The sequence below is a fragment of the Falsiphaeobacter marinintestinus genome (assembly GCF_007923355.1).
GTDB classification, from domain to species: Bacteria; Pseudomonadota; Alphaproteobacteria; order Rhodobacterales; family Rhodobacteraceae; genus Phaeobacter_A; species Phaeobacter_A marinintestinus.
This window is the reverse complement of sequence record NZ_VOGO01000002.1, coordinates 207335-220242: the sequence shown is the minus strand read 5'-3', so window position 1 is coordinate 220242 and position 12908 is coordinate 207335. Positions and strand designations below refer to the sequence as shown.

Here is a 12908-nt window from a genome sequence, read left to right as displayed (position 1 = left end):
GGTTTCGACAATCCGCGCCCCATTGCGCGACATTGCCCGGTTTGCCGCCTATCATCTGGATCTGGGCGCGGCGGAAGTTCATATCTTTCTGGATGAACCCTCAGACGCAGTGGACGCGTTTTTCGAAGCGTATCCAAAGGTTTACATCACGCAGTGCAACGCTGCGTACTGGCGGGGCGTGCCAGATGCGAAGCGGTCCACGCATCAAAGACGGCAGGCATACAATGCGTCGCGGTGCTATCGCGAGTGCGCGCTAGACTGGTTGGCCCATATTGATGTGGACGAGTTTTTGCTCTCTTCCCGCCCTTTGGTACATGCACTGGGCGCTGTGCCCCAGAATGTGACCCACGCCCGGATGCGTCCGGCCGAGTTACTGGCGCAAAGCGATGCCTTTCGGGGGCCTGCGCATTTCAAACTGCCGCGCCCGGATTGGGATGACGGGAAAGCGGCGTTGGTGGATATTTACCCTGAGTTCGGTGCTTATCTTACCGAGGGTTTTCTGGGGTATGTCGGCGGCAAGATCGTTGCGCGCACGGGGGTGAGTGACCTCCATTTCGGAATTCACGCACTGAAACAGGGTGGTCAGGTGCTGGGCGGTGGTCTTGATTTGGCGGATGTTCATGTCGGACATGCGCATGCGCCGTCGTTCGAGGCGTTTGAGCGGCATCTTGAGTTTCGGATGACAAAGGGATCGTATCGAAGAAAACCGAATGATTCCATGAAGGTTGAGGACATTGTAAAAGTTATCCGCGACACCGAAGGCCGCGCTGGCCTGCGCCGGTTCTATGATCAGATCAACCTGGCCACGCCACACTTGCTGGACCGGCTGGCCGCGCATGATATGCTGCTGACAGCGACGCTGGATCTGGATGAGAAAGTGACGCGCTGGTTCGGACCAATGCCGGAGGACGCATGACACGTTGGGGCCTTGTGGCAACAATTAGGGCCCCGGCGCGGGAGATCCTTGAATTCGCCGGTTATCATATCGAACAGGGCGCGCACCGTTTGTACATCTATCTGGATGAACCATCGGCCGACGCCGAGGCGGCGCTGAACGCGCACCCCAAGATCCGGGTGACCGTGTGTGACGACGCCTATTGGCGCAAGCTGGGCCGCAACCGCCCCGGCAAGCATCAGCTGCGCCAGACCGCAAACGCGACCCATGCCTATACGCGCAAGGCCGAGGTCGACTGGCTGATCCACATCGATGTGGATGAGTTTTTGTGGCCCGATACCCGTGTCGGTGATCATCTGGAGGCCCTGCCCGACAGCGCACTGTGCGCCCGGGTTCGCCCGATGGAGGCCTTGGCCGGGACTGATGGGTACTTCAAGGCTTTCATCCCCTCCGGACCCGACCGCGACCGGATTGTGGAGCGGCTGTACCCGACTTTTGGGCCCTATGTAAAAGGCGGGTTTCTGAGCCATGTCGCCGGAAAGCTGTTCGTGCGAACCGGGCTTGGCGCGGTGACGATCAAGATTCACAACGCGTTTCGCGGCGACGACATGAACCCCGGCCAGGTCGAACTGAGCGATGTTGCGCTGTGCCATTGCCATGCAACGTCGTGGGACCAGTGGTTTGCCGCCTATCGGTATCGGCTGCTCAAAGGGTCGTATCGCGCCGAACTGGCGCCGTCCCGCCCGCGCGACAAGGGCGGGCTTTCGATGCATGAATTGCTGAGCATGATCGAAGCCGAAGATGGCGAGGCCGGGATTCGTGCATTTCATGACGAATTATGCGCCGATACCCCACGACTGCGCGAAGCTTTGTCGCGCGAGGGATTGCTGCGGCACTGCGACCTGCAATTGAGCCATGTTTTGGCAGCGCAGTTCCCCGATTGTACCTGAATTGTTTCGATTTTTTGAACAATCGGATCCAATCGGCCAAACCCCGCGAGTTCATTTGACCAACGCCCTGCTTTTTGTTATGTCGCCGCACGAGCCGTGATGCGCAAGGGCGCAAGACCAACAGGGTCTGGCTCATCATACGTGCGGGCCCAGACAGTGTCCGCAAACTGCGGATACCCATGACAAAGTTCTCTGATCTAAATCTGAACCCGAAAGTAATGCAGGCCATCGAAGAGGCCGGATATGAAACCCCAACCCCTATTCAGGCAGGTGCCATCCCACCTGCCCTGGAAGGTCGCGACGTTTTGGGGATCGCCCAGACCGGCACCGGAAAAACGGCCAGCTTTACGCTGCCGATGATCACGATGCTGGCCCGTGGCCGCGCCCGTGCGCGGATGCCGCGCAGCCTGGTGCTGTGCCCGACCCGTGAATTGGCCGCGCAGGTTGCCGAGAATTTCGACACCTACGCCAAACATGTCAAACTGACCAAGGCGCTGTTGATCGGTGGGGTCAGCTTTAAAGAGCAGGACGCGCTGATCGATCGGGGCGTCGACGTTCTGATTGCGACTCCGGGCCGTTTGCTGGACCATTTTGAGCGCGGCAAACTGTTGTTGACCGGTGTTCAGATCATGGTGGTGGATGAAGCCGACCGTATGCTGGACATGGGGTTCATCCCCGACATCGAGCGCATTTTTTCGCTGACGCCCTTCACCCGTCAGACGCTGTTCTTCTCGGCCACCATGGCGCCCGAGATCGAGCGTATCACCGATACCTTCCTGAGTGCCCCGGCACGGATCGAAGTGGCCCGTCAGGCAACGACCAGCGAAACCATCAAACAGGCCATCGTACAGTTCAAGCCATCGCGCAAGGACCGCGAAGGCAGCGAAAAGCGCAATGTTCTGCGTGCCCTTATCGACGCGGAAGGCGACAAGCTGACCAACGCGATCGTATTCTGCAACCGTAAGACGGATGTGGATGTCTGCGCGAAATCGCTGAAGAAATACGGCTATAACGCCGAACCGATCCATGGCGATCTGGACCAGAGCCAGCGGACCCGCACGTTGGACGGCTTCCGTGAAGGCAAGCTGCGGATCCTGGTGGCGTCTGATGTCGCGGCCCGTGGTCTGGACGTGCCCAGCGTGAGCCATGTGATCAACTTCGACGTACCGTCGCACGCCGAAGATTACGTGCACCGCATTGGCCGGACCGGCCGCGCCGGACGTGAAGGCAAGGCGATCACCATCTGCACGCCGCGCGATGAAAAATATCTCGAAGCCGTCGAACGGCTGGTTCAGAACGAGATCCCGCGTCTGGAAAACCCGCTGAAGTCCGAAGCGGCCAAACCTGCGACGAAGAGCACAAGCAGCAAGAGCAGTTCGACAACGTCGTCCAAATCGTCGTCGTCGAAATCTTCGAGCCGCTCGACAAGCAGCGCATCGAAAGACGCTGAACCGAAGGCTGCAGAGCCCAAGACCACGTCATCACGCAGCACGTCGTCAAAAAGCACCTCGTCCTCTTCCAGCAGCAGCGCGTCAAAAAGCAAATCCAGCAAATCCTATTCGGATCGCAACGCACGTGGCGGCAAGGTGGTTGGCATGGGCGATCATATGCCCAGCTTCATCGCGCTGAGTTTTGAAGACCGCTACGCCAGCTGACACGCGGGCCAAGAATTTTCGACGAAAATTCTTTTGCGACCGTGCCTCAGTCGATCAAAGCGTCGGCGCGGTGCCCTGCCCGTTCATGATGGATTGGCAGGGTTCGGCCATATAACTGACGTGTGCGTTCGACGCTTCCGACCATGCCGGGGGCTTCGACATAGGAAAAGATCGCCACATAGCGCGGCGTTGGCCCGGCCAGCGGCGCGACGCGATGCAGCGCATACCGCCCCTTGAACAGTTGCAGGTCGCCCGGTTCCAGCGTCAGGGACACTACCCGGTCTGAGGTGCCGTTCAGCACGCTTGCAACGTCGTCGAATTGCTCGTTCTGCGAATCGCGGATCATCGGGACATATTCGAACTCGCCTCCGCTATCAGCGTTTTGCAGCGCGAGGGTCACCGTGAAATTGTTGGTGTCAAAATGCCAGGGAAAGCCGTTGCCCTCTTGCGCGGCATTCACGATGACGTCGGCCAAAGGGTCGGCGTAGCGGAAGAACTTGTCTTCAGGTTCCTGCAGGCAGTCGCGGATGAAGTCATCGAAGCCGTCGCTGTCGAACACACGGCGCAACGGTCCGTTCGGGGCGAAATTGTCGGCCGCGACAAAGGCGTTCGAGCGATCAAAGAACATCCGCCTTGGATCGGCCTCGGGCAAGCTGGGATCTTCGGCGGTGAAATAGGCGTTGGTGCGCGAAAAGCTGCGGTGGCCTTTGTCTGCGACCGCGTCGGCCTCGGCAACTGCGGCAGCGACGCCCTGAGGCGTCAGGAAGCCTTTGAGAACAGCGCACCCCTGTCGGGACAGATCGGCCCGGACCTGCGCCAAAATGGCGTCGCGCGCGGCGCTGTCACCGGCGATTGGATAGCGGTCGAAATCAATTCCGGTCATGGTGTCGCCCTTTCCTGATGCTGTCAGGTCAAGCGAACACCATGCAGGGGGGCCGATCTGTCGTGTTTTCGACGCCCCCGTGTCGCGTTATTGGCGCGCCAGGTCAGCTCATCCGGCTGACGATCACCGTGACTTCTGGCTTTTTGCCGATCTCGTCGTGACCAACCTTGCGGGCGATGCGTTTCAGCGCCTCTTCCAGCTTGTCGTCATTGGCGCGGGTTTTGGCATCGGCGCGGCCCAGGAACTGGGTCAAATCCTCTTCCATCACATCGACGAGCGACGCGTTGGAGCGGCCAGTGTGCGGCAGGCCCATGATCTCGCACCAGGCCTCGCCCAGCGGTTCATCGTCTTCGTCCAGAATGACGTTGACGACGACATGACCGTTCAACGCCATGCGGATCCGGTCGCGCACGATGCCGTCCAGCGCGCCGATCTTGATCGAGCCGTCCAGATAGGTCCGCCCGGTTTCGACATATTCCGCGACCTTCGGTGTATTGCCGGACAGGTCCAGCATGGTGCCGTTGACCGCGACTGCCGATTGAAACCCGGCCTCATCAGCCAGCTTGGCATGTTCGCGCAGGTGACGGTGTTCGCCATGCATCGGAATCACCATCTGCGGCTGCACGATGGAATGCATCTTTTGCAGATCGGGGCGGTTGGCGTGACCGGAAACGTGATACCGACCGGTGGAATCATCAACGATATCAACGCCGATTTCGCTGAGCTGGTTCATGATGTTGATCACGCCGCGTTCATTGCCCGGAATGGTCTTGGACGAGAACAGGAACAGGTCGCCCTCTTTCAGCGTGATGCCACGATACTTGCCACGGGCCAGCTGGGCGCTGGCGGCGCGGCGTTCGCCCTGGCTGCCGGTGACCAGAAGCATGATGTTGTCGCGCGGCATTTCCAGCGCATTTTCGGGGCTGGTGACGGTAGGGAAATCCGTCAGGACGCCGGTTTCAACCGACGCTTCGACCATCCGCTGCATTGCGCGGCCCAGCAGCACGATAGAGCGCCCTGCCCGCTGACCGGCCTCGGCCAGTGTCTTGAGCCGTGCGACGTTGCTGGCGAAGGTGGTCGCGACAACCATGCCGGTGGCTTCGCCGACCAGATGTTCGATTGCCGGGCCGATTTCGGATTCGCTGCGGCCGGGGTCGGGCGAGAACACGTTTGTGGAATCACACACGAAGGCTTTGACGCCGTCCTTGCTGACCTCATGCCACAGGACCGGATCGAAGGGTTCGCCGACGATGGGCTGTGGATCAAGCTTGAAGTCGCCTGAGTGGATCACGCGGCCCACCGGGCTGTCGATGATCAGGGCGGCGCTTTCGGGGATCGAATGCGACATTGGAAGGAAACCGACGCTGAAAGGGCCCGCCTGAACCGTTTCGGGCCAGGGCGAAACGGTGTGCACCGCCTGTTCGGGCTGGCCTTTTTCCACCATCTTGCGGCGGGCCAGATTGGCGGTGAAGGCGCGGGCATAGACCGGCACGCGCAAGTCATCGTAGAACTGCGCGATGCCACCGATGTGATCTTCGTGGGCGTGGGTGATAAACACAGCCTCAAGCCGGTCAACGCGCTCTTTCAGCCAGGTCATGTCGGCAAAAATCAGGTCGACGCCCGGGGTGCTGTCCATGTCAGGGAATGCGACGCCCAGATCGACAAGGATCAGGCGCTCTTTCCCGGGTTTGCCATAGCCATAGACATAGGCGTTCATGCCGATTTCACCGGCGCCGCCCAATGGCAGGTAGATTAGTCTTTCACCGCTCATGCGATTCCATTTTCCTTGTTATAGCGATGAATCACGGTCAGCCCGTGCATCGTCAAATCATCTTCGAAGACATCAAACAGGTCTTCGGTCTGTTGAAAGAGAGGGGCCAGTCCGCCAGTCGACACGATGCGCATCGGGCGCTCGCGTTCGCCTTGAATGCGGCTGCAGATTTCCTTGACCAGCCCGACATAGCCCCAGAACACGCCGGATTGCATGCAGGTGACGGTGTTGGTGCCGATCACCTTTTGAGGTTTCGAAATGTCGACATGTGGCAGCGCGGCGGCGGCCATGTGCAACGCTTCGAGCGACAGGTTCACGCCCGGCGCAATGACGCCGCCGATGTAAGAGCCGTCAAAATCCACCACATCGAAGGTGGTCGCGGTGCCGAAATCGACCACGATCAGGTCGCCTCCGTGGCGATCAAACGCTCCAGCGGTATTTACCAGCCGGTCGGGGCCGACTTGCGTGCCTTCATCAACGCGCGGCTGATGCGGCAGCGCGCATTCGGGTTTGCCCACGACCAGCGGGCGGCAATTGAAGAAACGGTCGGCAAAAACGCGCAGGTTGAACACCACACGCGGCACGGTGGACGAGATGATGACATCGGTGATGTCGGCCTGAATCTCGTAATGTTTGATCAGCGTGGTGAACCACGTGAAATAGGCGTCCGCTGTACGGGCATGGTGGGTCGATGTGCGCAGGGTGCAGAGAAATTTCTCTCCGTCCCAGATCGAGAACACGGTGTTGGTGTTGCCGCAGTCGATGGCCAGAAGCATCTGCGCCCCCTCTTAGAAAAAGACCTCAGCCGCCGGAATGCTGACGCGGCCCTTGGCGGTGTGTAGGACAAGGTTGCCACTGGCGTCCACCGTCTCGAAGGTGCCAGAGGTCTCGGACGTTGCGGTACGGGCGGTGATCACCTGCCCCAGACGCGCAGCCCGGTCAAGCCATGCGGTGCGGATGGGATCAAAACCATAGGTGGAAAACTGCGTCTCGTACCGTGCAAAGGCGGCGGCGAGTTCGGTCAGGAAATCCTCGGCAGATATGGTGACGCCGGTCTCGGACAACAAGGACACCGGGCGCAAAGCGCGGTCTTCGACGTCGTTTTGGCCCGGAGCCTCGGCAAGGTTCACGCCGATCCCGATGGACAGGTAGCTGAGGTTGGGCCCCTGCCCGGCGCTTTCCAGCAGGATGCCAGCCAGCTTACCGCCGTTCAGCAACACGTCGTTGGGCCATTTCAGCGACAGACCTTCGGTGCGTCCGGTCACAGCCACACAAGCGTCAAACAGGGCCAGTGCCGCGACAAAGCTGCGCAACGCGGCACGCTCGGGGCCGTCCTGCGGGCGCAGGACCAGCGTGGCGGCCAGATTGCCCTTTGGGTTTTTCCATGCACGGCCACGTCGGCCACGGGCCGCGGTTTGCATATGCGCCATGATCCAGACCGGTCCGGTCAGGGTGGGCGCAATGCGCGCAGCCTCGTTCAACGTGCTGTCGACGGTGTCGAGGATGTGCAGGCCGTAACCTGCGGGCCAGTCTGTCATGTGCAGGGTCCTGAAACGGAAAAAGCCGCCGGAGTGATCCGGCGGCTTTTCGTGGGTTGGGTGGGATCAGTTGACAAGCGTGACAGCAGCAGCAGCGGCTGCGCCTTCGATACCGAACATATTGATGACCCCCAGAACCATCACGGCAGCCGAGGCCATCAGGAAGCCCCAGAGCACGGGTGAGCTGTTTTCGTCCAGCGCGTCGCCTTCTTCACCGAAGTACATGTAGTAGACGATACGCAGGTAATAGAACGCACCGATCACCGAGGCGATCACACCGGCAACGGCCAGCCATGCAAGGCCAGCCTCGTAGGCGGCGCGCAGCACGTATAGCTTGCCAAAGAAGCCCAGCATCGGCGGGACACCCGCAAGGCTGAACATCAGGATCAGCAGGGCCAGCGCCTTGCCCGGTTCGCGCTTGGAATACATGTTCAGCGCGGTGATATCCGTGACGGGCTGTCCGTCTTTTTCCATCATCAGGATAAAGGCAAAGGTGCCGACATTCATGGTGACATAGATCGCCATGTAGACCAGCAGCGCCTGCACCCCCAGAACCGTGCCCGCCGCCAGACCCATCAGCGCATAGCCCATGTGGGCAATCGATGAATAGGCCATCAGGCGTTTGATGTCGCGCTGGCCGATGGCGGCAAAGGCGCCAAGGAACATGCTGAGCAGCGCCAGCAGGGCGATGACCTGCTGCCAGTCGGCAACGGCATTTCCAAAGGCGTCATGCATGACACGGGCGAACAGCGCCATGGCAGCCATTTTCGGCGCGGTGGCAAAGAACGCGGTGACCGGTGTGGGCGAACCTTCGTAGACATCCGGGGTCCACATGTGGAACGGCACGGCCGAGACCTTGAACGCAAGGCCCGAGATCAGGAACACAAGGCCGAACAGCAGCCCCAGAGACAGCTCTCCGTGATGGGCGGTCTGGATGATGCCGGCAAAGGCGGTGGTTCCGGCAAAGCCATAGACCAGCGAGGCACCATACAGCAGCAGACCCGAGGACAGCGCGCCAAGGACAAAATATTTCAGACCGGCTTCGGTCGATTTCACACTGTCACGGCGCAAGGCGGCAACGACGTAGAGCGCCAGCGACTGCAGTTCCAGCCCCATGTACAGCGCGATCAGGTCGCCCGAGCTGACCATCATCATCATACCAACGGCGGCCAGCGCCACCAGGACCGGGTATTCGAATCGCAGCAAGCCGCGACGCGACATGTATTCCTGACTCATGATCAGGATGGCAGCGGCCGAGAACAGGATCGTGACCTTTGAGAACCGGGCGAACCCGTCATTGATGAACATGCCGTTGAACGCGGTTTCGGTTCCGGAAGAACCGGTCGCGATCCAGATGCCCAGGACGAACATCAGGGCAGCGGTCACCCAGGTCAGGACCGGCGCAAGGCCATCCTTGGAGGTGTAAACCGCCCCGACCAGCGCCAGCATGGCATAGACCGACAGTACGATCTCGGGGAGGATAATGTTCAGATCAGCCTGGATCATGTCCGGCTCCCTTAATGCGTGGCGACCTGGGTCGCGGATTTCGCCGCGGCCAGTGCGCTATCATAGTTGTCAACCAGTGCCGCCGTGGACGGGCCGATGATGTCGGTGATCAGTGATGGGTAAACACCCAACAGCAGGGTCATGACAATCAGCGGCGCAAAAATCAGACGTTCGCGCGGGGTTATGTCGGAGATGGTTTTCAGGCTTTCCTTGATCAGATCGCCAAACACCACCCGGCGATAGAGCCACAGCGCATAACATGCGCTGAAGATCACGCCGGTTGTGGCAACGGCGGCCACCCAGGTGTTGACCTGGAAGATACCCATCAGGGTCAGGAATTCGCCAACGAAGCCCGAGGTGCCCGGCAGGCCGACATTGGCCATGGTGAACAGCATGAAGACCAGCGCATAGGCGGGCATCCGGTTCACGAGGCCGCCATAGGCGTCAATCTCACGCGTGTGCATCCGGTCATAGATCACGCCGACACAGAGGAAGAGCGCGGCCGAGATGAAACCGTGGCTGAGCATCTGGAAGATCGCGCCATCCACACCCTGCTGGTTGGCCGCAAAGATGCCCATGGTGACAAAGCCCATATGCGCCACCGAGGAATAGGCGATCAGCTTTTTCATATCTTCCTGCACCAGCGCGACCAGCGAGGTGTAGACGATGGCGATGGCCGACATCCACAGGATCAGCGGGGTCAAAACCTCGGACCCGACAGGGAACATCGGCAACGAGAACCGCAGGAATCCATAGCCACCCATCTTCAAGAGGATCGCGGCCAGAACGACAGAACCAGCGGTCGGCGCCTGAACGTGGGCGTCAGGCAACCAGGTGTGCACCGGCCACATCGGCATCTTCACCGCGAAGCTGGCGAAGAAGGCGATGAACATCAGCGTCTGCATCCCGCCGACGATGTGGATACCCAGAACACTAAAGCTGTCAGAGGCAAATTCATGCGTCATCAGCTGTGTGATATCCGTGGTGCCCGCATCGGCGAACATCGCCACCATCGCCACCAGCATCAGAACCGAGCCGAGGAAGGTGTAGAGGAAGAACTTGAACGACGCATAGATGCGGTTGGCGCCGCCCCAGATGCCGATGATCAGGAACATCGGGATCAGGCCTGCTTCGAAGAACAGGTAGAACAGCACGAGATCCAGCGCCATGAACACGCCCAGCATCAGAGTTTCCAGGATCAGGAAGGCGATCATGTATTCCTTGACGCGGTCGGTTACATTCCAGCTGGCCAGAATGGTCAGCGGCATGATGAAGGTGGTCAGCAGGACAAACAGAACGCTGATGCCATCAACGCCCATCTTGTATTTCAGGCCCAGCAGCCAATCGCCCTCTTCCACCATCTGAAAGCCGGTGTCGGCAGGGTCAAAGCCGGTATAGATGCCGATCGACACAAGGAAGGTCACGGTGGTGGCGAACATCGCCACCCATTTGGCATTGCGCTGCGCGGCTTCATCTTCGCCGCGCAGGAACACGGCGAGGATCGCCGCCGCAATCAGCGGGATGAAGGTGACAATGGAAAGAAGATTGTCCATTAGTGCGCTCCTCCGCCGATCGTCATCCAGGTCACAAGGGCAGCTATGCCCAGCACCATCCAGAAGGCGTACGTAAAGATAAATCCGGACTGGGCCTTGCCAGCGAGGCGGGTAAAGAACGGAACAACCCCCATCGCGACGCCATTCAGGAAGCCGTCGATGACATTGCCGTCGCCGCGTTTCCACAGGAAGCGGCCAAGGGCCAGCGCGGGCTTCACAAAGATCGCGTCATAGAGTTCGTCAAAGTACCACTTGTTCTTGAAGAACAGGTACAGCGGACGCTGGTTCTCGGCGAGCTTCTTGGGCAGTTCGGGATTCACGATGTAGAACAGGTATGACAGCCCCAGACCGATCAGCATGGCGATGAAGGGCGAAACCTTGACCCATTTTGGCGCCGCGTGCGCGTCGTCCAAAACATGGTTGTCGGGGGCAAAGTACAAAGCGCCCTCGCCCGGTTTGCCGATAAAGGCTGCGTGATGCTCTCCGCCATGGGCTGCGTCGTCACCGTGGCCGTCATCACCTGCCGCGTGGCTGGTTTCAGCATTTGCGTGGGTGTCATGGCTGTCGCTGACTTTGTCTTCGCCGGACGCGCCATGCGAGGCGTCATCGCCATCAGCCGACATCTCGGACACCGGGATGCCGTAGAATTTGCCAACCTGATCCGCGTGACCGAAGAAGTTCGAATACCAGATCATGCCGGCAAAGACCGCGCCAAGGGACAGGACACCCAGTGGGACCAGCATGGTCATCGGGCTTTCGTGCGCGTGCTCATGCGTGTGCTTGTCGCCACGTTCCTTGCCATAAAAGGTCAGGAAGATCAGACGCCAGGAATAGAATGACGTCATGCCCGCCGCGATGACCAGAAGCCAGAAGCCATAACCCGATCCGCCTGCATAGGCGCTTTCGATGACGGCGTCTTTGGACAGGAACCCGGCAAAGCCGATGGTGGTCAGCGGGATGCCGACACCGGTGATGGCCAGCGTGCCGATCATCATGGCGGCAAAGGTATAGGGGATCTTTTTGCGCAGGTTGCCATAGTTCATCATGTCCTGCTCGTGATGCATCGCGTGGATGACCGAACCGGCCCCAAGGAACAACAGCGCCTTGAAGAAGGCATGCGTGAACAGGTGGAACATCGCCGCCGAATACATGCCGACGCCTGCGGCGACGAACATATAGCCCAGCTGCGAACAGGTCGAATAGGCGATGACGCGCTTGATGTCGGTCTGAACCAGACCCACGGTCGCGGCGAAGAATGCGGTCGTTGCACCAAGTACGGTGATGAACGCGGCGGCTCCGGGTGCGAATTCATACAGCGGCGACATGCGGCAGACCAGGAACACACCGGCGGTGACCATGGTCGCAGCGTGGATCAGGGCCGACACAGGTGTCGGGCCTTCCATCGCGTCGGGCAGCCAGGTGTGCAGGATCAGCTGGGCCGACTTGCCCATCGCGCCGATGAACAACAGTACGCCAATCAGTTCGGCCGCGTTCCAGTCGCTCCACAGGAAGGTGACATTGGTTTCCGCCAGCGTCGACACCGACGCAAAGATGTCATCAAAGCTGATGCTGTCGACAAGGAAGAACAGCGCAAAGATGCCAAGGGCAAAGCCAAAGTCTCCGACACGGTTGACGATGAAGGCTTTCATCGCTGCGGCGTTGGCGCTTGGTTTACGGTAGTAAAAGCCGATCAGCAGGTACGAGGCAACGCCGACGCCTTCCCAGCCGAAGAACATCTGAACAAGGTTGTCCGAGGTGACCAGCGACAGCATGGCGAAGGTGAAGAAGGACAGATAGGCAAAGAAGCGCGGCTTATAGACCTCGCCCTCTTTCCACTGCGGATCTTTGTCCATGTAGCCAAAGCTGTAGAGGTGGACCAAGGCGGATACGGTTGTCACCACGATCAGCATGATGGCTGTCAGTCGGTCCAGACGGATCGCCCATTCGGTCGCCAGTGTGCCGCTTTCGATAAAGCGCAGAACCGGGATCGACTGGGTGATACCGTCGAACGAGAAGAACACGATCCAGCTGAGCAGGCAGGCCAGGAACAACAGGCCCGTCGACACCCAAAGGGCAGCGGTTTCGCCGATGTATTTCCAGCCGAACCCACAGATCAGGGCGCCAACCAGAGGGGCGAAGAGGATAATGGTTTCCATT

General features: G+C 59.8%; 10 protein-coding genes. 3 read left to right on the top strand and 7 right to left on the bottom strand.

Going from position 1 to position 12908, the window contains the following annotated elements; genetic code table 11:
• The first annotated feature begins 22 nt into the window (after positions 1–22).
• The 3 genes from FOY56_RS05335 (at position 23) to FOY56_RS05325 (ending at position 3500) form a co-directional block, all read left to right on the top strand.
• The gene (locus FOY56_RS05335) at positions 23–916 is read left to right on the top strand and encodes a glycosyltransferase family protein (RefSeq protein ID WP_186766246.1); all 894 of its coding nucleotides are present in this window, start codon (positions 23–25) and stop codon (positions 914–916) included.
• A complete protein-coding gene (locus FOY56_RS05330) occupies positions 913–1845 on the top strand; it encodes a glycosyltransferase family 2 protein (protein ID WP_146344784.1) in 933 nt (310 codons plus the stop codon). The genes FOY56_RS05335 and FOY56_RS05330 overlap by 4 nt, the downstream gene beginning before the upstream one ends.
• A 179-nt stretch (positions 1846–2024) precedes the next feature.
• Complete coding sequence (locus FOY56_RS05325) at positions 2025–3500, top strand: DEAD/DEAH box helicase (protein WP_146344783.1); 1476 nt, start codon at positions 2025–2027, stop codon at positions 3498–3500.
• 46 nt (positions 3501–3546) lie between these two features.
• On the opposite strand, the gene FOY56_RS05320 is transcribed toward FOY56_RS05325, so the two are convergent.
• The 7 genes from FOY56_RS05320 to nuoL all read right to left on the bottom strand — a co-directional run bounded on the left by FOY56_RS05320 (position 3547) and on the right by nuoL (position 12907).
• Positions 3547–4383, bottom strand: coding sequence for a HalD/BesD family halogenase (locus tag FOY56_RS05320; protein WP_146344782.1), 837 nt, complete (start codon positions 4381–4383; stop codon positions 3547–3549).
• A 103-nt stretch (positions 4384–4486) separates the two neighbouring features.
• Positions 4487–6154 carry a ribonuclease J gene (locus FOY56_RS05315; RefSeq protein ID WP_146344781.1) on the bottom strand — a complete coding sequence of 556 codons (1668 nt, stop codon included), beginning with the start codon at positions 6152–6154 and terminating at the stop codon, positions 4487–4489.
• Positions 6151–6930 (bottom strand): type III pantothenate kinase, encoded by a 780-nt coding sequence (locus tag FOY56_RS05310; protein ID WP_146344780.1) that lies wholly within the window; start codon positions 6928–6930, stop codon positions 6151–6153. Before FOY56_RS05310 ends, FOY56_RS05315 begins: the two co-directional genes overlap by 4 nt.
• Positions 6931–6942: 12 nt before the next feature.
• Entirely contained in the window at positions 6943–7692 is a 750-nt protein-coding gene (locus FOY56_RS05305) for a biotin--[acetyl-CoA-carboxylase] ligase (protein WP_146344779.1), read from the bottom strand.
• A 66-nt stretch (positions 7693–7758) separates the two neighbouring features.
• Positions 7759–9198, bottom strand: coding sequence for an NADH-quinone oxidoreductase subunit NuoN (gene nuoN / locus FOY56_RS05300; RefSeq protein ID WP_146344778.1), 1440 nt, complete (start codon positions 9196–9198; stop codon positions 7759–7761).
• 11 nt (positions 9199–9209) lie between these two features.
• Positions 9210–10751: an NADH-quinone oxidoreductase subunit M gene (locus FOY56_RS05295; protein ID WP_146344777.1), complete on the bottom strand. Its 1542-nt coding sequence runs from the start codon at positions 10749–10751 to the stop codon at positions 9210–9212.
• Complete coding sequence (nuoL, locus tag FOY56_RS05290) at positions 10751–12907, bottom strand: NADH-quinone oxidoreductase subunit L (protein ID WP_146344776.1); 2157 nt, start codon at positions 12905–12907, stop codon at positions 10751–10753. The genes FOY56_RS05295 and nuoL overlap by 1 nt, the downstream gene beginning before the upstream one ends.
• Position 12908 lies beyond the last annotated feature (1 nt).